The sequence below is a fragment of the Streptomyces sp. Je 1-332 genome (assembly GCF_040730185.1).
In the GTDB taxonomy this organism is placed as follows: domain Bacteria; phylum Actinomycetota; class Actinomycetes; order Streptomycetales; family Streptomycetaceae; genus Streptomyces.
In genome coordinates this window covers 4,037,478-4,060,924 of the sequence record NZ_CP160402.1, presented here as the reverse complement: position 1 = coordinate 4,060,924, position 23,447 = coordinate 4,037,478, and the positions used below count along the sequence as shown (strand labels likewise).

The window sequence follows — 23,447 nt, the reverse complement described above, 5'->3', positions numbered from 1 at the left end:
CTGGCGCGACGCCTTAGGCCGACGGCCAACGGTTAGAGTCCGAAAACCGACGTGGGGTGAGCCCCGCGTACGGGCGCACTGCGCTCCCACCCGTGTATCCCGGGGCACGGGCGGAACCCCCACGCGTTTTCGGGAGTGAACCTTGGCCACGGTTGACGCCACACCCGCCGACATCTCGTCCAACGATCCTCCGTACGAGGCGTCGCCGGCCGTCTCCGCTGCAACTGCCGCCGCGCCGACGCTCATTGGCTCGGTGCAGCGGGCGATGCGCCTGCTGGAGGCCGCCGCCGCGCATCAGGAGGGAGCGCCCGCCAAGCAGTTGGCCCGGGAGGCCGGGCTCGCACTGCCCACGGCGTATCACCTGTTGCGTACGTTGACCCACGAGGGTTATCTGCGCCGGGAGAAGGGCGTGTTCGTGCTCGGTGAGGAGGCCGAGCGGCTGAGCGCCAGCGGGGCGCAGCAGAATCGTCGCGGCATGATCGACGAGGCCCTGGAGCACTGGCGCGACGCCATCGGCGCACCGGTGTACTTCGCCGTCTACCGCGAGGGCGAGATCGAGGTCGTGGCCGTCGCGGACACGCCGGGCAATCCAGCGGTGGAGGAGTGGGCGGACTTCCGCGAGACGGGCCACGCCCATGCGATCGGGCAATGTCTGCTCGCCCAACTCGACGATGAACAGCGGCAAGATCATCTCTCCCGCTATCCGGTGCAGTCGATCACTCGGTACTCGGTCCGCGACGACCGGAGTTTCATCCGCCGCCTCGACGGCATGGGCCGGATGAAGCCTGTGGTGGAGCGGCAGGAGTACGCATTGGGAACGGTCTGCGCCGCGATTCCGATCACTGCGGGCAACACGGCGGCCACGATGGCGATTTCCGTTCCCGCCTATCAGTCGGACCGCCTGCTGCCTGCGGCGGAGCGGTTGCAGGACGAGATCGGAAAGCTACTAGGGACACTTGCTTTCTCTATCAGCATCTGAAAACTCACTCCTTGTGATCTGATGTGTACGTTAAGCAAGATGCCAAGGGTGTCAGGGAGTTGGTTCCTGGCCAGTCGAGCTTTAGCGACGGGGTAGGCGGGCGATGCGCGAGTCGGTCCAGGCAGAGGTCATGATGAGCTTCCTCGTTTCCGAGGAGTTGTCGTTTCGCATCCCGGTGGAGCTGCGTTATGAAACCGGCGATCCCTACGCCGTCCGGCTGACCTTCCACCTTCCCGGCGACGCCCCTGTGACCTGGGCCTTCGGGCGCGAGCTGCTGGTCGACGGGGTGGGCGGTGCGTGCGGTGACGGGGATGTGCACATCGCTCCCACCGATCCCGAGCTGTTGGACGAGGTGCTCATCCGGCTTCAGGTCGGCCCGGACCACGCGCTGTTCCGGGTGGGGATCCCGCCGCTGCTCGCCTTCCTGGACCGTACGGACAAGCTGGTGCCGCTGGGGCAGGAGCGGGCACTCGCCGACTTCGAGACGCACTTGGACGAAGCGCTTGACCGGATCCTCGCCGAGGAGCAGAGCGCGGGCTGAAGCCTCCGACAGCCAAGAGGCCCAGCCGTACGGCAGATTGCTGCATTTCGTGGCATCGGCCGCTCAGGCTTTGCGGCGGCGCCCTCCGCATCGGCCGCTCAGGCTCTGCGCCGCCGCCCTCCGCGTCTGCTTGCCCGGGTCTTACGCCGCCGCCCTCCGCATCGGCCGCCGGCTCTCAGGCTTTGCGGCGGCGGCCCTTTCCGCCGCGGCCCTGCTTGGCGGCGGGGGTGGCACCGCTCCCGGGTCCGCCCGCGCTTGCCGTCCGGTCCGCAGCCCCCATCCTGCCCGCAGTCACCGCCCGGCCCGCGGGAGACGAGCGGTCGGCCGAGACCACCAGGGCCGCGAGCGCGGTCGTCACCGGCACCGAGGCGACCAGGCCGATCGAGCCGACCAGAGTGCGGACGATCTCCTCGGCGACCAGCTCGCTGTTGGCCACCGTGCCCACGCTGCTCTGGGCGATCGAGAAGAGCAGAAGGAGGGGCAGCGCGGCGCCCGCGTAGGCCAGGACGAGGGTGTTGACGACCGAGGCGATGTGGTCGCGGCCGATGCGGATGGCCGCGCCGTACAGACCGCGCCAACCCATGGTGGGGTTGGCCTGATGCAGTTCCCAGACTGCGGACGTCTGCGTCACCGTCACATCGTCGAGCACGCCGAGCGAGCCGATGATGACGCCGGCGAGCAGCAGGCCGCTCATGTCGATGGACGGGTACAGACCGTGGATCAGGCCGGTGTTGTCGTCCGTGTTGCCGGTCAGCGAGGCCCAGCCGATGAAGAGCGAGCCGAGGAGGCCGATGAGGAGCAGCGAGATCAGCGTGCCGAGGACCGCGACCGATGTTCGCGCCGTCAGGCCGTGACACAGATAGAGCGCGATCAACATGATGGCGCTGGCCCCGATCACCGCCACGACCAGCGGGTTCGAGCCCTGCAGGATCGCGGGCAGGATGAAGAACGTCAGGACGAGGAAGCTCAACGCCAGGGCGACCAGGGCCATGACACCGCGCAACCGCCCCACCACGACGACGGCGAGCGCGAAGATCCCGGCGAGCAGCGCCATGGGGAGCTTGCGGTTCACGTCGGTGACCGAGTACTGGAGCGCCTCGGGAGCCGTCGGCTCATAGGCGACCACCACCTCCTGGCCCTGGCGCAACTGCCGCGGTGAGTCCGGCTGGACGATCTCGGTGAAGGTGCGGCCCTTGTCCTTGCCGCTGGTCACCTCGATCGTGGCCTTCTTGCAGATGCCCTCCGCGCGAGACTGGGCGGACTGCCCCTCGGCGGTGGAGGTGTCGCCGTTGGGCGGGGTCTGCGAGGCGTTCACGTCCTTGCAGGGGAGCTCCTGCACCTTCGTCACGTCCGCCGACTGGGTCTGCCGGTCGAAGCCGACTCCGGTGCGTTCGTGGCCCGGCGCGCCACCGGGCCAGAGCACCACGAGGCCCACGACCACCGCCGTCGCGAAAGGGATCAGCACGGCGGCGATGACCTTGCGCAGATGCTTGGAGACGGGCGCGGCCGGACCGTGGCTGTGGGAGTGCCCATGCGGGTCCGGAGGCACGTTCGGGACGGGCGGCTGGGACGGCGGCTGTGTCGAGGTCACTGCCCGATCATCGCAAGAACGGAGAGGGCCCTCTGTTCAGCGCGCCCGACATGACGCTAGCGTGGAGCCACCTTTGCAATCGCGGGAGCTCGGAGCACCGGGCTGAGAGGGCGCTGACCTCCGTACGAATCGGCACAAGAGTGCACGAACAGTACGGAATCCGCTGCGTCGACCGCCGAACCTGTTACCGGGTAATGCCGGCGTAGGGAGTAGGTCTCATGACCACATCGGACGCACGCACGCCTGCCTCGACGCAGAACGCGCAGAACACGCAGAACGCGCGGAACCAGAGCGACGAGGCCGGGAAGTCCATCGGCTGGCACAAGGCGTATGTCGAGGGTTCGCGCCCCGACCTGCGGGTGCCGGTCCGCCAGGTGCACCTCACCAACGGCAAGGCCGTGACCCTGTACGACACTTCGGGTCCTTACACCGACGAGTCCATCGACACCGACGTCCGCAGGGGCCTCGCGCCGCTGCGCGAGAACTGGATCATCGCCCGCGGCGACACCGAGGAGTACGTGGGCCGCCCGCCCCGCCCCGAGGACGACGGGATCAAGCACACCTCGCCGCGCGGAGGCCTGAAGAACCTCGACGCGGTCTTCCCCGGCCGCCCGCGCCAGCCCCGCCGGGGCCGCGGCGGCCAGGCGGTGACGCAGCTCGCGTATGCCCGCCGTGGCGAGATCACACCCGAGATGGAGTTCATCGGGATCCGCGAGAACCTCGACCCCGAGGTCGTGCGCGCGGAGGTCGCCGCGGGCCGCGCGGTGATCCCCGCCAACGTCAACCACCCGGAGATCGAGCCGATGATCATCGGCAAGAAGTTCCTGGTGAAGGTCAACGCCAACATCGGCAACTCCGCGGTCACCTCCTCCATCGAGGAGGAGGTGGACAAGATGACCTGGGCGACCAAGTGGGGCGCCGACACGGTCATGGACCTGTCCACCGGGCGCAACATCCACACCACCCGCGAATGGGTCCTGCGCAACTCCCCCGTGCCGATCGGCACCGTGCCGCTCTACCAGGCCCTGGAGAAGGTCGACGGCCAGGCCGAGGCGCTGACCTGGGAGATCTACAAGGACACGGTCATCGAGCAGGCCGAACAGGGCGTGGACTACATGACGGTGCACGCGGGCGTGCGCCTTCCGTACGTCCCGCTGACCGCCAATCGCAAGACCGGCATCGTCTCGCGCGGCGGCTCGATCATGGCGGCCTGGTGTCTCGCGCACCACAAGGAGAGCTTCCTCTACGAGAACTTCGAGGAGCTCTGCGAGATCCTCGCGTCGTACGACGTGACGTACTCGCTCGGCGACGGCCTGCGCCCAGGGTCGATCGCGGACGCCAACGACGAGGCGCAGTTCGCCGAGTTGGGCACCCTCGGGGAACTCAACACGATCGCCAAGCGTCATCACGTACAGACGATGATCGAGGGCCCCGGTCACGTCCCGATGCACAAGATCAAGGAGAACATCGACCTCCAGCAGGAGATCTGCGAAGAGGCGCCGTTCTACACGCTGGGCCCGCTGACCACCGACATCGCGCCCGCGTACGACCACATCACCTCCGGCATCGGCGCCGCGATGATCGGCTGGTGGGGCACGGCGATGCTCTGCTACGTCACGCCCAAGGAGCACCTGGGCCTGCCCAACCGCGACGACGTGAAGACCGGCGTCATCACGTACAAGATCGCGGCCCATGCGGCGGACCTCGCCAAGGGGCACCCGGGCGCGCAGGACTGGGACGACGCGCTCTCGGACGCCCGCTTCGAGTTCCGCTGGGAGGACCAGTTCAACCTGGCCCTCGACCCGGTCACGGCACGGGAGTTCCACGACGAGACGCTGCCGGCGGAGCCCGCGAAGACGGCGCACTTCTGCTCGATGTGCGGGCCGAAGTTCTGCTCGATGAAGATCTCGCACGACATCCGGCGTGAGCACGGCGGCACGCAGGAGGAGATCGCGGCGGGCATGGACCAGAAGTCCAAGGAGTTCGCGGCAGCAGGAAACCGGGTGTATCTGCCCATCGCCGACTGAGGCACGGTTCGCGCCGCGCTTCGGGCGGGCACCGCGCCCGCCCGAAGCAGCGTCGCGTACTACTCCGGCTTGTGGTCGGGACCGCCGAATTCCGGGCTTGAGAAGTCCGGGCTCGAGAAGCTCGGGCGCGGTCCCGCCGCCGGGCCGCCGTCCGGGCTGCTGAATCCCGGCCGGTTGTAGCCGAGTTGGGGCATGCGGCTGCCCGGATCCGTCGACGTCGTGCGCGCCGCGTGCGCCGCCGGATCCGCGAGCGCCTCCCGCAGGAACGGCAGGACGCCGCGCTCCATGAGGGCCTCGCCCCAGGCTTCCCTGGCGCGGACCACCTCCTCGTTCCGTTCTCCGTACGAACCGGCCTGGAGCGACGTGGCGCCGTTGCGCAGGGCGGTCAGGAGCAGGCCGATCGCGGCGATCAGGATGCCCCCTGCGGTGAGCGCGCCGAACAGCCACCCCGCGGTGAGCATGGTGTCCGCGAAGGCGGGCTCGGGGTTGAGCATCTTCAGGATGTAGCCGACGAGCAGGAAGATCGCGGCGGCGGCCCCGGCGAGAACCGGTGCGAGCACCGCGACGACGGCGATGGCCCCCGCACCCGAAGCCTGGGCGGTGACCTCCCCCATCGTGGTGGCGAGACCGAGGCCACCGGAGCCGGCTTCCGCCGGGCCCTCGGTGCTCCGCTCCCGGATCGATGGTGCGGCAGATCCGCTTTCGCGCAGTTCCTCGCGGACCTTCACATAGTGCGTGTACTCGGTTGTGGCGGCTGCGGTGATCAGCGCAGTGGCGTTCAGGGCCATGGTGCGCAGCTGTTCGGGATTGAGCCGCTCGCCCACTGCGGCGAGATCAGGACGATTCGGTGCCGTGCGCAGCGCCTCATCGAGGATCCGCTCGTACTCGGGGCGGTCCTCATTGAGCAGGTGTGGAGCGCTGTTCATGTGCATCCCCCGATGCTCCGTAGGGCTTGGGGCTCGCATGGGTGCGAGCCGTCGGGCAGAAACGGAGGGGAGCCTGCTACGGATAAGCCGATGGTAGAGCCGTGGAGGCACGCGGTGACAGGGGGTTTCCAGAAATAGGCCCCCTGGCCAGCGTGATCCTGTAGAGGTGCGCCTGCCCGGCGAACGCTCAGTTATCCAGGGGAAGTTGGCAGACCAGCAGTTTTCCGGCCATGGTCACTCCGCCGTCCATGGCGATGGCCAGTCCGCCTGCGTAGATGTGCGGTCCCTCGATGACCGGACCGCCGCCGTCCGAGTCATCCTCGGAGCCGACGTCACCGAGCAGATACGGGATGGGGCTGTGGCCATGCACGATGCGGTGGCCGCCGTACATGTCGAGGAGTTCGCGTACGGCCGAGGGGCCCGACTCGTCGCGGAAGGCGAAGCGCTTGGTGAACTTGCGGAAGAGGTCCCAGCACTCGTCGGCGTCGTTGCGCGTGAGGGTCTCGCGGACCGTGTCGTTCACGGCTTCGATCGAGTCGCCGTAATCCAGATAGGCGGTGGTGTCGGAGTGCATCAGTAGGTGCCCGTCCTCCGACTCGATCGCGTCGAGGCGGGCCATCCACTGCAGATGGTGGTCCTCGAGGCGCTCCATGTCGGTCTTCTGGCCGCCGTTCAGGAGCCAGGCGGCCTGGAAGGTGGCCGTTCCCGCGCCCGAGTTGACCGGGGTGTCGCCGAACCGCTTCGCGCCGAGCAGCAGCAGCTCGTGATTGCCCATCAGCGCCTTGCAGTAGCCACCCGCCGCGGCCGCCTGCGCGGACAGGCGCATCACGAGGTCGATGACGCCGATGCCGTCCGGGCCGCGGTCGGTGAAGTCGCCGAGGAACCACAGGCGCGCGTTGCCCGCGGACCAGTCGCCCTCCGCGTCGATGAGGCCCTGCGCCTGGAGCGCCGCGAGCAGCTCGTCCAGATAGCCGTGCACATCGCCCACCACGAACAGCGGGCCGTGTTCGTCGGACGCCGGCGCCTGCGGAGGCTCGGGCATGGCCTGCACCTCCACTTGCACGGTGTCGCCGCGGTTGATGACGGGCAGGTCGCGCTGGGTGGGGGTGTAACCGTCGTCCGGCGCCCCTGGGGCCTCCGCCGGGGCGCCGGGAACCGCCACGCCCGCCGGGTCCCCCGGGACCGGACCGGTCTCATGGACGTACGCCGGAACGCGGAAGTCGCGCAACGTCGCCGTCCGCACATCGGGTCCCTGACCGGCCCCCTGAGTCATCGACCCCTCCACCACCATTGCGCCGCATCTGCACCGAGATCGGACTGCCTGGTCGCAGCGGCCCGCGGTGTCGTCCGCCCATCATAGGAATGCGGCTCGCGCTGTGTGGTGCACCAGGGGTGGTGAATCAGTGCTGAACCCCAGTTCACCGAGGTTTTCTCCCGAATTGGGTAGGGGTTTCCCCCCACGCCACGGCCGGGATGTGCCAGGCAGTGTTGGTTGACGGCCGCTTGTCGACCGGTCGACGGGGGTTCTCCCCGCCGACCAGCCCGCTCAACCGGTTCCGGGTGAGCGGGATGGGCTGACGACTCAACCTGTTCCGGGCGAGCGGGATGGGCTGACCGCTCAACCCGTTCCGGGTGAGCGCGGTGGGCTGACCGTCGTGCGCGGTGGGCGTCGCTCGGACGAGGTGCGCACGATCAGCTCCGTCGGTATCACCTGCTCGACGGGCCGGCCCGAATCCAGGCCTTCGATGGCGTCGATGAGGAGCTGGACCACGGCCGTGCCGATGCGCCGCGGTTTGAGCGAGAGGGTCGTGATGGGCGGTTCGGTGGTGGCGTAGACCGTGGACTCGCTGCAGCACACGAGCAGCAGGTCGTCCGGGACGCGCAGGCCGTACCGGCGGGCGGCCGCGAGGAGATCGGTGCCGTTCGGGTCGAAGAGGCCGTAGACGGCGTCGGGCCGGTCGGGTCTGGCGAGCAGCCGGTCGGCCGCGACCGCGCCGGCACACGGGTCGTGGGCCGGGTAGGACTCGTAGACCGGGTCCTGGCCGACGCGCTCGCACCAGCGCAGATAGGCGGTCGTGGACAGATGCGTGTACGTGTCCGTGGTGGTCCCGGTGAGCAGCCCGATCCGGCGGGCTCCGGCCGCCGCGAGGTGATCGAGGATCTCCAGGACCGCCGCCTCGTGGTCGTTGTCGACCCAGGCGGTGACCGGGAGGGACCCGGCGGGACGCCCGTCGGACACGACGGGCAGGCCCTGGCGCACGAGTTCGCTGACGACGGGATCGTGGTCGGACGGATCGACGACGACGGTGCCGTCGAGCGCGACGTTCGACCACACGTCGACCGGGCTGCGCCGGGAGGTGGCGGGCAGGATGACGAGGGCGTAGCCGCGGGCCAGCGCGGCCGAGGTCGCGGCTCTGGCCATCTCCGCGAAGTACGCGAATTCGGTGAAGGTGAAAGGTTCATCCCCGTAGGTCGTCACGGTCAGGCCGATGAGGCCCGACTTGCCGGTACGGAGCGTTCGGGCCGCCGCGGAGGGGCGATAGCCCAGCCGTTCGGCGACCTCGCGGACGTGGCGTCGGGTGGCGTCCGGGAGCCGGCCCTTGCCGTTGAGAGCGTCGGAGACAGTCGTGATGGAGACACCGGCGGCGGCGGCGACGTCTCTGATGCCCGCTCGGCTCTGCCGGTTGCCCCGGCGGGCGGTCTCCGCTCGGCTCACCTGGTGTTTCCCTGCTGCTGTCATGGCGAGCCGATAGTAGGGCTCATGAGGGTGGGTAGGGCGGGCGCATATTCACTCGTTGACAGGCACGTTTCTGCATGGTGGAAACGGGTCAACCACCTTGGAATGCAAGGGAGTTGAAGGGATCTGATGTGGACGGTCCCTCGTCGCCGTATGCAGGCCTGCTAAATGAGCGATGTCTCGAAGAGGTCTCAACTCACCTTCACGGGTGATGCGCGCCACGGAGTGAGCCACCGGCGCGCGCCAGAGGGGGGAGCGCTCCCCCCTCGTTGTGCGCCCAGGGGAGCGGATACGAGTGGATACCCCTGACCCATTCGCAGCAGAGCTGAATCCTCTTAAGGTGAGGAGCATTGAAGTCAGGGTGCAGGTGTTCAAGAGGAGGACTGCGGTGAGCGAGACGAGCCCGAGGCTGCGTGCCGAGCTGGAGGGTATCCCCACGTACAAGCCGGGGAAGCCCGCCGCGGCAGACGGTCCGGTGGCCTACAAGCTGTCCTCGAACGAGAACCCCTACCCGCCGCTGCCGGGCGTCATGGAGAGCGCGCTCGCCGCCGCGGGCGCGTTCAACCGCTACCCCGACATGGCGTGCACGGGGCTGATGAGCGAGCTCGCCGACCGCTTCGGGGTGCCGGTGTCGCACGTGGCGACGGGCACCGGTTCCGTCGGTGTCGCGCAGCAGCTCATCCAGGCCACGTCGGGCCCGGGGGACGAGGTCATCTACGCCTGGCGGTCCTTCGAGGCGTACCCGATCATCACGCAGGTGAGCGGCGCCACGTCGGTGAAGGTGCCGCTGACGCCGGGAGACGTCCATGACCTGGACGCGATGGCCGACGCCATCACCGACCGGACGCGGCTGATCTTCGTCTGCAACCCGAACAACCCGACCGGCACCGTGGTGCGTAGGGCCGAGCTGGAACGGTTCCTCGACCGGGTGCCGAGCGATGTCCTGGTGGTGCTCGACGAGGCCTACCGCGAGTTCATCCGGGACCCCGAGGTGCCGGACGGCGTGGAGATCTACCGCGAGCGTCCGAATGTCGCCGTGCTGCGTACGTTCTCCAAGGCGTACGGCCTCGCGGGCCTGCGCGTCGGCTTCGCGATCGCCCATGAGCCGGTGGCGGCCGCCCTGCGCAAGACGGCGGTGCCCTTCGGGGTGAGCCAGCTCGCGCAGGACGCGGCGGTGGCCTCGCTGCGGGCCGAGGACGAGCTGATGGGCCGCGTCGGCTCGCTGGTCGCCGAGCGCACGCGGGTGGTCGACGCGCTGCGCGGGCAGGGCTGGACGGTGCCCGAGACGCAGGCGAACTTCGTGTGGCTGCGGCTCGGGGAGCACACGACCGACTTCGCGGCGGCCTGCGAGAAGGCCGGCGTGGTCGTACGGCCGTTCGCGGGCGAGGGGATGCGGGCCACGATCGGTGAGACCGAGGCCAACGACATCTTCCTGCAGGCTGCGGAGGCGTTCCGCAAGGAGCTGTAGCCTCCGCGCAGGCTGTAGCCTCCGCGCACTGTGCACGAGAAGGCCCCGGGGCGTGTGTTTCCCGGGGCCTTCTCGCGTTTCTCCGCGTTTCTCCGAGTAAGGGGGACCCCCCTTCCCGGGCCGACAAGCTGTGCGTCATAATTGCTTGTGAATGTGAACGCGTTCACAAGCGTATCCCGGTTGCTCCCGAGATCAGAGGGATTAAAGGGGCACATCGCCGATGTGAGCACGGCCGTAAGGAGAAGTCGACGTGGACCTGGCTCTGGCGCCCGAGACACTGGCGCGATGGCAGTTCGGCATCACCACCGTCTACCACTTCCTGTTCGTCCCGCTGACGATCTCGCTGGCCGCCCTCACGGCGATCCTGGAGACGGCTTGGGTGCGCACGGGCAAGGAGCACTACCTCAGGGCGACCAAGTTCTGGGGCAAGCTGTTCCTGATCAACATCGCGATGGGCGTCGTCACCGGCATCGTCCAGGAGTTCCAGTTCGGCATGAACTGGTCCGACTACTCGCGCTTCGTCGGTGACGTCTTCGGGGCGCCGCTCGCCTTCGAGGCCCTGATCGCCTTCTTCTTCGAGTCGACCTTCATCGGCCTGTGGATCTTCGGCTGGGACAAGCTCCCGAAGAAGCTGCACTGCGCCACGATCTGGATCGTCTCCGCCGGGACCATCGCGTCGGCGTACTTCATCATCGCCGCCAACGCCTTTATGCAGCACCCGGTCGGCTACAAGATCGCGGAGCGGGACGGCACCAAGCGCGCGGAGCTCACCGACTTCTCGAAGGTGCTCTTCCAGGAGACGACGCTGGTCAACTTCTTCCACGTCATCTCGGCGGCCATCCTGGTCGGCGGCGCCTTCATGACCGGTATCGCGATCTTCCACCTCCGTAAGAAGCAGCACATCCGCACCATGCGGATGTCGATGCGGCTCGGCCTGGTCACCGCGTTCGTCGGCACGCTGCTCACCGTGGTCAGCGCCGACACCCTCGGCAAGGTCATGTACGAGCAGCAGCCGATGAAGATGTCGGCGGCCGAGGCGCTGTGGGAGTCGGAGAAGCCGGCGCCGTTCTCGCTCTTCGCGTACGGCGATGTCGCCGAGGGCCACAACAAGGTCGCCATCGAGGTCCCCGGGGTCCTGTCCTTCCTCGCCAAGAACAACTTCAGCGCCGAGATCCCCGGCATCAACGACCTCAACAAGGAGGCGCAGGAGAAGTTCGGGCCCGGTGACTACCGGCCCAACATCCCCACCGCCTACTGGTCCTACCGCTGGATGATCGGCTTCGGCGGGGTCTCGATGGCGCTGTGCACCGCCGGGCTCTACCTCACGCGGAAGAAGTTCTGGCTCGCGCCGGAGCACCGCACGGGCGAGGACGACGTCCCGAAGCTGATGCTCACCAAGAACAAGGAGCTGACACCGAAGCTCGGCAACTGGTGGTGGCGGCTCTCGCAGTGGACGCTGATCTTCCCCCTCATCGGCACCGCCTGGGGCTGGATCTTCACCGAGACCGGGCGACAGCCCTGGGTGGTCTACGGCGTCCTGAAGACCCAGGACGCGGTCTCGCCGGGGGTCTCACAGGGCGAGGTGATCACGTCGCTGGTCGTCTTCACCGGGATCTACGCGATCCTCGCCGTGATCGAGGTGAAGCTGCTGCTCAAGTACATCAAGGCGGGCCCGCCCGAGCTCACCGAGGCCGACCTCAACCCGCCCACCAAGATCGGCGGCCCCAGCTCGGGGTCGGGTTCCGATGACGACGCCGACGCCGACCGGCCCATGGCCTTCTCGTACTGAGGGAGTTGATCGACATGGAACTTCACGACGTCTGGTTCGTGCTGATCGCAGTCCTGTGGATCGGCTACTTCTTCCTGGAGGGCTTCGACTTCGGGATCGGCATCCTCACCAAGCTGCTCGCCCGTGACCGGACCGAGAAGCGGGTACTCATCAACACCATCGGTCCCGTCTGGGACGGCAACGAGGTGTGGCTGCTCACGGCCGGCGGCGCGACCTTCGCCGCCTTCCCCGAGTGGTACGCGACGCTCTTCTCCGGCTTCTATCTGCCGCTCCTGATCATCCTGCTCTGCCTGATCGTGCGCGGCGTCGCCTTCGAGTACCGGGCGAAGCGACCCGAGGAGAAGTGGCAGCGCAACTGGGAGCAGGCCATCTTCTGGACCTCGCTGATCCCGGCGGTGATGTGGGGCGTCGCCTTCGCCAACATCACGCGCGGCGTGAAGATCGACGCCCACAAGGAGTACGTGGGCACCTTCTGGGACCTGCTGAATCCGTACGGCATCCTGGGCGGCCTGGTCACCCTGACGCTGTTCACCTTCCATGGCGCGGTCTTCGCCTCGCTCAAGACGGTGGGGGACATCCGGATGCGGGCGCGGAAGCTGGCGCTCGGGCTCGGCCTGGTAACTGCTGTCCTGGCGCTCGGGTTCCTGCTCTGGACGCAGGCGGACAACGGCGACGGCAAGAGCCTGGTCGCGATGGTCGTGGCCGTGGTCGCGCTGGTCGGCGCCATCGGGGCGATCAAGATGGGGCGCGAGGGCTGGTCGTTCGCGCTGTCGGGCATCACGATCGCGGCCGCCGTCGCGATGCTCTTCCTGACGCTCTTCCCGAACGTCATGCCGTCGTCGCTGAACGCCGAGTGGAGCCTCACGGTCACCAACGCCTCGTCGAGTCCCTACACCCTGAAGATCATGACGTGGTGCGCGGTCATCGCGACGCCGATCGTGCTGCTCTACCAGTCGTGGACCTACTGGGTGTTCCGCAAGCGGATCGGGACGCAGCACATTGCGGATGCCGCGCACTGAGTTTTGCGCCCGCTGATCTCTTCGGTCGCTGATCTCTTCGGAGGGTGTGTTTCACGTGAAACCAATCGACCCGCGTCTGCTGCGGTACGCCCGTGCCATCCGGCTCTTCCTGGCCGCGGTGGTGGTCCTCGGCGTCGCCGGGGCGGGGCTTGTCGTCGCTCAGGCGATGCTCATCGCGGAGATCGTGGTCGGGGCCTTCCAGCGGGGATTCGGCCTCGGTGACCTGTGGACGCCGCTCGTCCTGCTCGCGGTCGTCGCGGCGGGGCGAGGCCTTGTCGCCTGGCTGACCGAGCTGGCGGCCCACCGGGCGAGCGCGGCGGTGAAGTCGGCGCTGCGGGGGCGGCTGCTCGACCGGGCGGGGCAGTTGGGTCCCGGCTGGCTCAGCAGCCAGCGGACCGGGTCGTTGGTGTCGCTGGCCACGCGGGGCGTGGACGCCCTGGACGACTACTTCTCGCGCTATCTGCCGCAGCTGGGGCTCGCGGTGGTCGTCCCGGTGGCGGTGCTCGCGAGGATCGTCACCGAGGACTGGGTGTCGGCGGCGATCATCGTCGTGACGCTGCCGCTGATCCCGATCTTCATGATCCTGATCGGCATGGCGACGCAGAACCGGATGGACCGTCAGTGGCGGCTCCTCTCCCGGCTGTCGGGGCACTTCCTGGACGTGGTGGCGGGGCTGCCGACGCTGAAGGTGTTCGGCCGCGCGAAGGCGCAGGCCGAGTCGATCCGGCAGATCACGGGCGAGTACCGGCAGGCGACGATGCGTACGCTGCGCATCGCCTTCCTGTCGTCGTTCGCCCTCGAACTCCTCGCGACGCTGTCCGTGGCGCTGGTCGCGGTGACGATCGGCATGCGGCTCGTCCACGGCGACATGGACCTGTACGTGGGCCTGGTGATCCTGATCCTGGCGCCCGAGGCCTATCTGCCGCTGCGCCAGGTCGGCGCGCAGTACCACGCGGCGGCGGAGGGGCTCTCGGCCGCCGAGGAGATCTTCGAGGTCCTGGAGACTCCGGTACGGGCCGCCGGGGAGGCCGCGGTGCCTTCGGGGACGTTGAGCGTGGAGGGCGTGACGGTCCGGTATCCGGGGCGGTCGTCGGACGCGGTCTCCGGGGTGTCGTTCGCGGTGGAGCCCGGCGAGACCTTGGCTCTGGTCGGGCCCAGCGGGGTGGGCAAGTCGACGCTGCTCGACGTGATCCTGGGGTTCGTCGAGCCTGCCGAGGGACGGGTGTGCGTCGGGGGCGTCGACCTGGCCGAGGTCGCGCCGGAGCGGTGGCGGGAGCGGATCGCCTGGGTCCCGCAACGGCCGCACCTGTACGCCGGTTCCATCGCGGAGAACGTACGCCTCGCGCGGCCGGACGCGGACGACGCTTCCGTGCGGGACGCGTTGGAGGCGGCGGGGGCCTGGGAGTTCGTGTCCGCGCTGCCGATTGGTGTGCAGACGCTGCTCGGGGAGGACGGGGCGGGGCTCTCGGCGGGGCAGCGGCAGCGGCTCGCTCTGGCGCGGGCGTTCCTGGCCGACCGCCCCGTGGTGCTGCTGGACGAGCCGACCGCGGCTCTGGACGGCCGGACCGAGGAGGGCGTCGTCGATGCGGTGCGACGGCTGGCCGTGGGGCGGACCGTGCTCCTCGTGGTGCATCGGCCGGCTCTGTTGGCGGTCGCGGATCGGGTCGTGCGGCTGGACGCCGACGAACTTCGGCTTCGTGGGCGCGCCGTAGAGGTGCCGGAGCCCGCGGGTACGGCAGCGGTGCCTGCTGCCGAAGCCGTTGCCGTTGCCGTTGCCGATGAGTCTCGCGGCGGTGCGATCGTGCCCGGTGACCGCGTGGACGGGCACGAGACGACCCGCCCGAAGGGTGACGTCCTTGCCCGGGTGCGAGGTGCCGCGCAGGCACGCAAGGGCAAGCTCGCGCTCGCCCTGCTGCTCGGCGCCCTCGCGATCGGCAGCTCCGTAGGGCTGATGGCCACCTCGGGGTGGCTGATCAGCCGGGCGTCCGAGCAGCCGCCGGTGATGTACCTGATGATCGCCGTGACGGCGACCCGCGCCTTCGGCATGGGCCGCGCCGTCTTCCGCTACGCGGAGCGCCTCGTCTCGCACGACGCGGTCCTGCGGATGCTGGCCGACACGCGCGTGGCCGTCTATCGCCGCCTTGAGCGCCTCGCCCCCGCCGGGCTCAGGAAGACGCGCCGCGGTGACCTCCTCTCCCGCCTGGTCGCCGACGTGGACGCCTTGCAGGACTACTGGCTGCGCTGGCTCCTGCCCGCGTCGGCCGCCGCTGTCGTGGGCGCCGGAGCCGTCGGCTTCACCGCCTGGCTGCTGCCCGAGGCGGGCGCGGTCCTCGCCGTCGGCCTGCTCGTCGCAGGCGTGGGCGTACCGCTGCTCTCCGGAGCCGTCGCCCGCCGGGCGGAGCGCAAGCTCGCCCCCGCCCGCGGGGTGCTGGCCACCCGCGTGGCCGATCTGCTCACCGGCACCGCGGAGTTGACGGTCGCGGGCGCGCTGACCCGGCGTACGGCCAGGGCGAAGGAAGCCGATGCCGAGCTGACCCGCATCGCGTCCAGGACCGCCACGGCCACCGCGCTCGGCGACGGCCTGGGCGCGCTCGCCTCCGGCCTCACCGTGGCCGCCGCCGCTCTCGTCGGCGTACAGGCGCTGCACGACGGCCGGCTCAGCGGCGTGGCACTCGCCGTCGTCGTCCTCACCCCGCTCGCCGCCTTCGAGGCGGTCCTCGGCCTGCCGCTCGCCGTGCAGTACCGCCAGCGCGTCAGGAAGAGCGCCGAGCGGGTCTACGAGGTCCTCGACGCCCCCGAACCCGTACCCGAGCCCGCCGTGCCCGCACAGCGCCCGCAGACGCCCTTCCCGCTCCGGGTCGAGGGGCTGCACGCCCGGTACGAGGGGCAGGGCCGGGACGCGCTCGCGGGCGTCGACCTGACCCTGGAGCGCGGACGGCGTGTCGCGGTGGTCGGGGCCTCGGGCTCCGGCAAGACGACGCTCGCCCAGGTGCTGCTGCGCTTCCTGGGGGCGAGCGAAGGCACGTACAGCCTGGGCGGCACGGACGCGGCCACGCTGGACGGCGACACCGTGCGCGAACTCGTCGGGCTCTGCGCCCAGGACGCGCACATCTTCGACAGCTCCGTACGCGAGAACCTGCTCATCGCGCGCAAGGGTGCCAGTGACGACGAACTGCGTGACGCCCTCGCGCGGGCCCGGCTGCGGGAGTGGACCGATTCGCTCCCCCAAGGGCTCGACACCCTGGTCGGTGAGCACGGGGCCCGGCTCTCCGGAGGGCAGCGGCAGCGCATCGCCCTGGCCCGCGCGCTGCTCGCCGACTTCCCCGTCCTCGTCCTGGACGAGCCGGCCGAACATCTCGACCTGCCGACCGCCGACGCCCTCACCGGCGACCTCCTCGCCGCCACCGAAGGCCGTACGACGCTACTCATCACGCACCGGCTCGCCGGGCTCGACGCGGTGGACGAGGTGATCGTCCTGGACGCGGGCCGGGTGGTGCAGCGCGGCACGTACGCGGAGCTTGTCCTGGTGGAGGGGCCGCTGCGGAACATGCGGGAACGGGAGCGGGCGGCGGACCTCCTGGTGACGGCCGCCGGGTAGGAGCGCGGGGGCCCTGGGCCAGGCGCCACAGGCCCCCGACTTTCCTCGCCAAATAGGACTAACTACTCTCAAAGGCATGTCAGCCCCCTCGGCCTCCGCCGCCTCTCCCCAGCCCGACGGCACATCGGACTCGGCAGAGGCGGCGAAGCAGGCGACCCGTGGCCTGCACGGGCTCTCCCCCGAGCTGACCGCGCGCGTGCCGCAGCTCCTGGAGGCGATGCGCTCGGTCGGCGCGGGTCTCGAACTGCACACCACGCTCGACCGCATCTGCGAGACGGCGGCCGAGCTCGCGGACGCCCACTACGCGGCGATCGGCGTCGTATCCGAGGACGGCAAGGGCCTCTCCGACTTCGTCTACACCGGCATCGACGAGGAGACCGCCGAGCGGATCGGGCGATTGCCCGACGGCCACAAGGGGCTGCTCGGCGCCCTCATCCACCAGCCGGAGACCCTGCGCCTCGCGCACCTCTCGGCCGATCCGCGCTCGTGCGGCTTTCCGCCCCACCACCCGCCGATGCGGACCTTCCTCGGCGTTCCCATCCGCGTCCAGGGCGAGATCTTCGGCAACCTCTATCTGACCGAGAAGCGGGGCGGCGCCGACTTCAACGAGTACGACGTCCACATGGTCCGCGTCCTCGCCACGGAGGCGGGCATCGCCATCGGCAACGCCCGCCTCTACGAGGCCGCCATGCAGCGCGAGCGCTGGATCGACGGCTCCGTGGCGGTCACCACGGCGCTGCTCTCGGGAAGCGACGCGGAGGAGGCGCTCGCCGTCGTCGCCGAACAGGCCCGCCATCTGGCCGACTCGGCAGCCGGGATCGTGCTCCTGCCCGACGAGGAGGGCGGCATGGAGATCGTCGCCGTCTCCTCGGACGAACCCTCCGGCATGCTCGGCGTGATCGTCCCCCCGGAGAGCCGGATCATCTCCGATCTGCTCGCCGGGGACTCCGTGTTCCTGGACGACGCGGCCACCGACCCCCGCGTGATGACCGACCTCGCCCGCGGCTACGGCCCCGTCATGATGCTGCCCCTGCAGAGCGACGGCCGCGTCATGGGGACGCTCGTCACGCCACGCGCGCGTGGCGCACGGCACTTCAGCGAGACCGAGCGGACCCTCGCCACCCAGTTCGCCTCGCAGGCCGCCCTCGCGCTGATGATGGCCGAGGCACAGCGCGACCGTGAACGGCTCGCCGTGTACGAGGACCGCGACCGGATCGCACGGGACCTGCACGACCTCGTGATCCAGCGCCTGTTCGCCACCGGGATGATGCTGGAGAGCGCCCAGCGCCGGTCCGTCGTGCCCGAGGTGCAGACCGGCGTGGGCAAGGCCGTCGACGAACTGGACGTGACCATCCAGGAGATCCGGACCGCGATCTTCGCCTTGCAGCAGGGCCCGGCAGAGGCTCCTTCGGGCTTGCGTACGCGCGTACTTCGCGAGATCAACATGGCCGCGGTGCCGCTCGGCTTCAAGCCCACGCACCACTTCGTGGGCCCCGTAGACACCGTGGTCGGCGAGCTATCCGGCAAGAACCTCATCGCCGCGCTGCGCGAGGCGCTGTCCAACGCGTTCCGGCACGCGCACGCCGACCGGATCGATGTCGTCGTCGACGCGACGGTGACCCTGCCCGACGGGCAGCGGGGCGTACGCCTGACGGTCTCGGACGACGGTGTCGGCATCGCGGAGGGCGGCCGGCGCAGCGGCCTGAAGAACCTCAAGAGGCGTGCGGAGTCGCTCGGCGGGGACAGTTGGTACGGGCCCGGCACCGGGGAGGACGGCGGCGGTACGACGGTGGTGTGGCAGGCGCCGTACTAGGAGGGGCGGGGCCCCTGTTCGGCCGTACGGAAGGGGGCTGTTCGGGGCATCGGGTGCCCCGGGTGCACCAGTCGGGCAGGACCCGGTGACGGCCGCGCGGCAACGATCCCCGACATGCGCTTGAGCCACCGCGGTGCCCGTCATCCGCTCGTCGCCGTGACACTGCTGCTGTGCGCACTCCTGTGCCCCACACCCGCGGGCGCCTCCGAGGAGCCGGGCGAGGGAGCGGGCGACGGGCCGGGCGCGAGCGCCGAAGTGGCACGCCTCTACGAGGAGGCCTCCCTGGCTACCGCGCGCTACGAAGTGGGGCGGTACGCCGCCGAGGCGCAGCGCGCGAAGGTCCGCAAACTCAACCGTCTCCTGAAGAAGAAGCGGCGCGCGGCCGACGCGCTGCACGCGGACCTCGGCCGGCTGGCCAACGCCCAGTACCGCAGCGGCGGCGCCCTTTCCCAGGCCGCCCAACTCCTGCTCGCCGAGAGCCCCGAAGAGCTGATGCGTGGCCGGCGGCTGCTGCGGCAGGCGGATCTCGCGGCCACCCACACCGTCGACAAGACCCGGCGGGCCGCCGCCAGGCTCGCGGACGCCAAGCGCACCGCGGACCGCGCCGAACGCACCCTCGACCGCCGCAGCGAGCATCTCGCGGAGCTGAAGCGGGGGATCGAGAGCAAGCTGGAAGCCGCGCAGTGGACCTTGCAGGGCGAGGCCGACCGGGCGGTCGCCGCCGGTCAGTGCAGAGGCGCCGTACGCCTGGATCAGCCGGAAACGGTCTCCACGCGCGCGTGGACGGCGCCCGTCGAGACGTACGAGCTGTCGGCGGGCTTCGACAGCGCCGGTGGCCGCTGGTCGCACCGGCACACCGGGCAGGACTTCGCGGTCGGCATCGGGGCCCCGGTGCGGTCGGTCGGCGCGGGCCGGGTGGTGTCCGTGTCGTGCGGCGGCGCCTTCGGCATCGCGGTCCTGGTGGAACACGAGGACGGTTACTACACGCAGTACGCGCACCTGGCCGCCGTCACCGTCGACCAGGGGGAACGGGTGGACCCCGGCCAGTGGGTCGGGCAGGCGGGCACCACCGGCAACTCGACGGGGCCGCACCTCCACTTCGAGGTGCGGCTCACGCCGCAGCTGGGGTCGGGCGTGGACCCCGTCGAGTGGCTGGACGAGCGGGGAGTGAGGCTCTGACGCTCAGTGGGTGCGGCTACTGGTCGCGGCTCTGACGCTCAGTGGGTGTGGCTACTGGTCGCGTCTCTGACGCTCAGTGGGAGCCGCTACTGATCCTGTTGCTCGCGCAGGATGCGTTCGATGACGACCGCGACGCCGTCCTCGTTGTTGGCGACCGTGTGCCCCGAGGCGGCGGCGAGCACGTCCGGGTGCGCGTTGCCCATCGCGTACGACGTGCCCGCCCAGGCGAGCATCTCGATGTCGTTCGGCATGTCCCCGAAGGCGACCACCTCCGCCGGAGTGATGCCGCGCTCGGCGCAGCACAGCTCCAGGGTGCTGGCCTTGGAGACTCCCGGACCGCTGATCTCGAGCAGGGCGCTCGGGCTCGAGCGGGTGATCTCGACCTGGCCCCGCACGGCCTCGCGGGCCACGACGAGGAAGTCGTCGGGGGCGATCTCGGGGTGGAAGGCGAGGACCTTCAGGATGGGCTGGGTCGCGTTCTCGGAGTCCTCGGCGAGGAGCTTCTCCGCGGGGGCGACGCTCTCGCCGGGCTCAAGGTGCAGGGGCGGGTACGTCGGTTCGTGGTGCAGTCCGCCGGTCCGCTCGACCGCGAAGGACGTGCCGGGGGCCGCCGCGCGCAGCAGCCGGACGACGTCGAGGGCGTCCTGGCTGCGCAGCTCCCGCACCTTCACGAAGCGATGGCCGCCGGATCCGTCGTGCAGGTCGACAACGGCGGCGCCGTTGCCGCAGATGGCGAGGCCGTGGCCGTGCACGTGGGCGCTGACGACGTCCATCCAGCGGGCCGGGCGGCCGGTCACGAAGAAGACCTCGATCCCGGCCCGCTCGGCGGCGGCGAGGGCGGCGACGGTGCGGTCGGATACGGACTTGTCGTCACGCAGAAGGGTGCCGTCCAGGTCCGTGGCGATCAGCCGGGCCTTGGGCCGGTGGGGGGCGGAGGCGGCCGGGGTCTTGGGCCGTGGGGTAGCTGAGGTCACGCCATCGATTGTCCCGCACATGAGCGCACGGGCGTGCGCTGGGGCGCACATCTGAGTGCCTTTATGCCTCCGCCGTGCTGCCTCCCAGCTGGGCCAGGGCTTCGGTGGCGATGCGCTCGAAGACCTTCTCGTCGGCCGCGAAATCCGTGCCGGGCAGCGGCCAGTGCAGCACGATCTCGTTGAAGCCCAGCTCAGCGTGGTTGCCCGCGAAGTCGACGAAGGCGTCGAAGGAGTCCAGGGGGCGGTCCGGAGTGAACCCGGTGAGCAGGATCTTGTCGAGCTCGTCGACGTCCCGGCCGATCGCGTCACACGCCGCGGCCAGCTTCTCGGCCTGTCCGCGGATGGCTTGAAGTGACTGCTCCGGGATGCCGTTCTCGAAGAGTTTCGGGTCGCCCGTGGTCACCCAAGCCTGCCCGTGACGCGCGGCGAGCTTCAGGCCGCGCGGTCCGGTGGCGGCGACCGCGAAGGGCAGCCGGGGGCGCTGGACGCAGCCCGGAATGTTGCGCACCTCGGATGCCGAGTAGTACTCCCCCTCGTACGAGACGACGTCCTCGGTCAGGAGACGGTCGAGCAGCGGCAGGAACTCGCCGAAGTGGTCGGCCCGTGCGCGCGGAGTCCAGGGCTCTTCGCCCGCCTTGAGCAGCGCGGTGGCGTCGAAGCCGTTGCCGCCCGCGCCGATGCCGAGGGTGATCCGGCCGTCGGACACGTCGTCCAGCGTGATCAGGTCCTTGGCGAGGGTCACCGGGTGCCGGAAGTTCGGCGAGGTGACCAGGGTGCCCAGGCGCAGCCGGTCGGTGACGGCCGCGGCGGCGGTCAGGGTCGGCACCGCGCCGAACCAGGGCCCGTCCCGGAAGGTCCGCCAGGAGAGGTGGTCGTAGGTGTACGCGGTGTGGAAGCCCAGCTCCTCGGCCCGCTGCCAGCGCTCCTTTCCGCCTTCGTGCCAACGGCGGACGGGCAGGATCACGGTGCTCAGACGCAGACTCATGTGTCAGAGCGTATGCCGGAGAAGCCGCGCCCCTTCAGCTCGCCCCGGACGGGTCAGTGCCCGGCGGGGAAGCGGAGGTATGCGGCGGGTACGGCGGCGGTGAGCCAGACGCCGTTGGCGCTGACCTGGAAGACATGCCCGTCGTGGTGCATCGCGCCCGTGTCGACGGAGAGAACGACGGGCCGCCCGCGGCGGGCGCCGACACGGGTGGCGGTCTCGCGGTCGGGCGAGAGGTGCACGGCATGGCGGTTCATGGGCCGCAGGCCTTCGGCGCGGATCGCGGCGATGTTGTGGATCACCGTGCCGTGGAAGAGGTACGCGGGCGGGGTCGCCGGAGGCAGATCGAGGTCGACGTCGACGGAGTGCCCCTGACTGGCGCGGATCCGGCCGCCGTCCACGGCGAAGCGCTGTTTGTCGTTCACGGCCACCACGTGCTCCAGCTCGGCATGGGTGAAGCGGAATCCGTGCGCCGCCGCTGCCGCGATGAGCGCGTCGATCTCCACCCATCCGCCCTCGTCGAGCGTGAGGCCGATTCTCTCCGGCTGATGGCGCAGGTGCTTGGACAGGTATTTCGACACCCTGACGGTGCGTCGCTCGCCCGCCGCGTCGTCGGAGGGGGCTTCTCTATTCATCCGTTCAGCCTCGCGCCGATTCGTTCTCCCCGCACTTGATTTTCGTCCACCGACTTTTCATCCACCACTTTTCGCCCACAGGTTTGATCCACAACCAAGTCCAGTTATCCACAGGCCAATTGGCGATTCTGTGGACAACACCGGTGTAGTTCACTCTATTTGACCAAGGGATCCATGTTTAAGGTGACTTGAGGCCAGGGAGTCCAATGTCCGTTTCTGCACCTCTTGTTCAGCGGCGGCGGCTACGAACGCGGCAGCGTTCTCCCGACCAACCAGCGCCTCCACGGCCTGCATTGTCGCCGCGGGCAGCGCTACCGGAACCGGCTCATTCGTACGTTGAGCCGGTTGCCCGGCGGCTAGGTGCTGCTGGAGGTGCCGAGTGGCGAACAGACGCATCGCACGGGCCAGTTCGGCGTCGACGGACTGCTGGGCGAGCGGCCGCAGGCGCCGGACGAGCGCAGCCGCCTCCGCCGCGTCCGCCTCGCTCGGCGGGTGCTGGCCGAGGTAGCGGGCGAAGACATGCTCGGTCGTGAACTCCAGGAAACGGGCCGCTATGTGCTCGACCTGCCCCCTCAACTCCCGCAGGTGGCCCGAGATCGCGGACAGCGGAACCCCGGCGGCGTGCAACTCCACGGCCACGGCCAGCTCTTGCGGACTCGGCACCAGGAACTCGTCGTCCTTGCCCGGCATGGGTTCGAGCACGCCGAGCGCGATCGCGTCGGCCACCGCCGCCTCGTCCGGCTCACCGCCGAACGCCGCGTCCAGCTCCGCCCGGGTCATCCGGTCGGCCTTCTCGTCCGTCCACGGCCCGCCGACCTCGGCGGCCAGCCCCAGGACGCCGCCGAGCCCACGGCCCGCGTCCCAGGCTTCGAGCAGCTCCTTGATGGAGGCCAGGGTGTACCCCCTGTCGAGCAGATCGGCTATCTGCCGCAACCGGGCCAGGTGTGCGTCGCCGTACACATTGGCCCGGCCGCGCCGCTCGGGCCGGGGGAGCAGGCCGCGGTCCTGGTAGGCGCGGATCGTGCGGACGGTGGCGCCGCTGAGGTGCGCCAGGTCCTCGATGCGGTACTCCGCCGGCCTGTGCCCGGTGCCGTGGTGCTCCGCCGGCCTGTGCCCGGTCCTGTGCCCGGTGCCGTGGTGATCCGCCGGCCCCGGCCCGGCGCCGTGGTGATCCGCCGGCCTGTGCCCG

17 protein-coding genes and 1 riboswitch are annotated in these 23,447 nt (G+C 69.9%); of the genes, 9 read left to right on the top strand and 8 right to left on the bottom strand.

The window, feature by feature from the left end; translation table 11 throughout:
• Positions 1-253: 253 nt before the first annotated feature.
• Together ABXJ52_RS18335 and ABXJ52_RS18330 are read left to right on the top strand one after the other, a co-directional pair.
• Entirely contained in the window at positions 254-979 is a 726-nt protein-coding gene (locus ABXJ52_RS18335) for an IclR family transcriptional regulator C-terminal domain-containing protein (RefSeq protein WP_367049117.1), read from the top strand.
• 103 nt (positions 980-1,082) lie between these two features.
• Entirely contained in the window at positions 1,083-1,520 is a 438-nt protein-coding gene (locus ABXJ52_RS18330) for an SsgA family sporulation/cell division regulator (protein ID WP_367043672.1), read from the top strand.
• Between the two features lie 175 nt (positions 1,521-1,695).
• Here ABXJ52_RS18330 and ABXJ52_RS18325 read toward each other — a convergent pair whose 3' ends face one another.
• Positions 1,696-3,111, bottom strand: a complete 1,416-nt coding sequence (locus tag ABXJ52_RS18325) for a YibE/F family protein (protein WP_367043671.1) — start codon at positions 3,109-3,111, stop codon at positions 1,696-1,698.
• A 71-nt stretch (positions 3,112-3,182) separates the two neighbouring features.
• A riboswitch (TPP riboswitch) is annotated at positions 3,183-3,337 on the top strand.
• Between ABXJ52_RS18325 and thiC the strand changes: the two genes are divergently transcribed.
• Positions 3,330-5,138 (top strand): phosphomethylpyrimidine synthase ThiC, encoded by a 1,809-nt coding sequence (gene thiC, locus ABXJ52_RS18320; RefSeq protein WP_367043670.1) that lies wholly within the window; start codon positions 3,330-3,332, stop codon positions 5,136-5,138. It overlaps the preceding riboswitch by 8 nt.
• A 59-nt stretch (positions 5,139-5,197) precedes the next feature.
• Here thiC and ABXJ52_RS18315 read toward each other — a convergent pair whose 3' ends face one another.
• The 3 genes from ABXJ52_RS18315 to ABXJ52_RS18305 form a co-directional block, all read right to left on the bottom strand.
• Positions 5,198-6,070, bottom strand: a complete 873-nt coding sequence (locus ABXJ52_RS18315) for a hypothetical protein (protein ID WP_367043669.1) — start codon at positions 6,068-6,070, stop codon at positions 5,198-5,200.
• A 181-nt stretch (positions 6,071-6,251) separates the two neighbouring features.
• On the bottom strand, positions 6,252-7,355 hold the full coding sequence (locus tag ABXJ52_RS18310) for a metallophosphoesterase (protein ID WP_367043668.1): 1,104 nt from the start codon (positions 7,353-7,355) through the stop codon (positions 6,252-6,254).
• Between the two features lie 327 nt (positions 7,356-7,682).
• On the bottom strand, positions 7,683-8,804 hold the full coding sequence (locus ABXJ52_RS18305; protein ID WP_367043667.1) for a LacI family DNA-binding transcriptional regulator: 1,122 nt from the start codon (positions 8,802-8,804) through the stop codon (positions 7,683-7,685).
• 385 nt (positions 8,805-9,189) lie between these two features.
• Between ABXJ52_RS18305 and hisC the strand changes: the two genes are divergently transcribed.
• The 6 genes from hisC to ABXJ52_RS18275 all read left to right on the top strand — a co-directional run bounded on the left by hisC (position 9,190) and on the right by ABXJ52_RS18275 (position 19,667).
• The gene (gene hisC / locus ABXJ52_RS18300) at positions 9,190-10,269 is read left to right on the top strand and encodes a histidinol-phosphate transaminase (RefSeq protein ID WP_367043666.1); all 1,080 of its coding nucleotides are present in this window, start codon (positions 9,190-9,192) and stop codon (positions 10,267-10,269) included.
• Positions 10,270-10,519: 250 nt separating this feature from the next.
• The gene (locus ABXJ52_RS18295; protein ID WP_367043665.1) at positions 10,520-12,058 is read left to right on the top strand and encodes a cytochrome ubiquinol oxidase subunit I; all 1,539 of its coding nucleotides are present in this window, start codon (positions 10,520-10,522) and stop codon (positions 12,056-12,058) included.
• Between the two features lie 14 nt (positions 12,059-12,072).
• Positions 12,073-13,077 (top strand): cytochrome d ubiquinol oxidase subunit II, encoded by a 1,005-nt coding sequence (cydB, locus tag ABXJ52_RS18290; RefSeq protein WP_367043664.1) that lies wholly within the window; start codon positions 12,073-12,075, stop codon positions 13,075-13,077.
• Positions 13,078-13,132: 55 nt separating this feature from the next.
• Positions 13,133-16,675 carry a thiol reductant ABC exporter subunit CydD gene (gene cydD, locus ABXJ52_RS18285; protein WP_367043663.1) on the top strand — a complete coding sequence of 1,181 codons (3,543 nt, stop codon included), beginning with the start codon at positions 13,133-13,135 and terminating at the stop codon, positions 16,673-16,675.
• 76 nt (positions 16,676-16,751) lie between these two features.
• The gene (locus ABXJ52_RS18280) at positions 16,752-18,488 is read left to right on the top strand and encodes a GAF domain-containing protein (protein WP_367043662.1); all 1,737 of its coding nucleotides are present in this window, start codon (positions 16,752-16,754) and stop codon (positions 18,486-18,488) included.
• A gap of 114 nt (positions 18,489-18,602) precedes the next feature.
• Positions 18,603-19,667, top strand: a complete 1,065-nt coding sequence (locus ABXJ52_RS18275) for a M23 family metallopeptidase (protein WP_367043661.1) — start codon at positions 18,603-18,605, stop codon at positions 19,665-19,667.
• An 86-nt stretch (positions 19,668-19,753) separates the two neighbouring features.
• On the opposite strand, the gene ABXJ52_RS18270 is transcribed toward ABXJ52_RS18275, so the two are convergent.
• The 4 genes from ABXJ52_RS18270 to ABXJ52_RS18255 all read right to left on the bottom strand — a co-directional run bounded on the left by ABXJ52_RS18270 (position 19,754) and on the right by ABXJ52_RS18255 (position 23,320).
• On the bottom strand, positions 19,754-20,641 hold the full coding sequence (locus tag ABXJ52_RS18270; RefSeq protein ID WP_367043660.1) for a Cof-type HAD-IIB family hydrolase: 888 nt from the start codon (positions 20,639-20,641) through the stop codon (positions 19,754-19,756).
• Positions 20,642-20,702: 61 nt separating this feature from the next.
• Entirely contained in the window at positions 20,703-21,626 is a 924-nt protein-coding gene (locus tag ABXJ52_RS18265; protein ID WP_367043659.1) for an LLM class flavin-dependent oxidoreductase, read from the bottom strand.
• Between the two features lie 53 nt (positions 21,627-21,679).
• Positions 21,680-22,258: an RNA 2'-phosphotransferase gene (locus tag ABXJ52_RS18260; protein ID WP_367043658.1), complete on the bottom strand. Its 579-nt coding sequence runs from the start codon at positions 22,256-22,258 to the stop codon at positions 21,680-21,682.
• Positions 22,259-22,408: 150 nt separating this feature from the next.
• Positions 22,409-23,320 (bottom strand): MerR family transcriptional regulator, encoded by a 912-nt coding sequence (locus tag ABXJ52_RS18255; RefSeq protein WP_367049116.1) that lies wholly within the window; start codon positions 23,318-23,320, stop codon positions 22,409-22,411.
• Positions 23,321-23,447 lie beyond the last annotated feature (127 nt).

Coding starts and splice junctions, on each gene's coding strand:
- cydB (WP_367043664.1), top strand. CDS start 12,073: ATGGAACTTCACGACGTCTGGTTCGTGCTGATCGCAGTCCTGTGGATC.
- ABXJ52_RS18315 (WP_367043669.1), bottom strand. CDS start 6,070: ATGCACATGAACAGCGCTCCACACCTGCTCAATGAGGACCGCCCCGAG.
- ABXJ52_RS18305 (WP_367043667.1), bottom strand. CDS start 8,804: ATGACAGCAGCAGGGAAACACCAGGTGAGCCGAGCGGAGACCGCCCGC.
- ABXJ52_RS18310 (WP_367043668.1), bottom strand. CDS start 7,355: ATGGTGGTGGAGGGGTCGATGACTCAGGGGGCCGGTCAGGGACCCGAT.
- ABXJ52_RS18275 (WP_367043661.1), top strand. CDS start 18,603: ATGCGCTTGAGCCACCGCGGTGCCCGTCATCCGCTCGTCGCCGTGACA.
- thiC (WP_367043670.1), top strand. CDS start 3,330: ATGACCACATCGGACGCACGCACGCCTGCCTCGACGCAGAACGCGCAG.
- ABXJ52_RS18280 (WP_367043662.1), top strand. CDS start 16,752: ATGTCAGCCCCCTCGGCCTCCGCCGCCTCTCCCCAGCCCGACGGCACA.
- ABXJ52_RS18265 (WP_367043659.1), bottom strand. CDS start 21,626: ATGAGTCTGCGTCTGAGCACCGTGATCCTGCCCGTCCGCCGTTGGCAC.
- ABXJ52_RS18330 (WP_367043672.1), top strand. CDS start 1,083: ATGCGCGAGTCGGTCCAGGCAGAGGTCATGATGAGCTTCCTCGTTTCC.
- ABXJ52_RS18260 (WP_367043658.1), bottom strand. CDS start 22,258: ATGAATAGAGAAGCCCCCTCCGACGACGCGGCGGGCGAGCGACGCACC.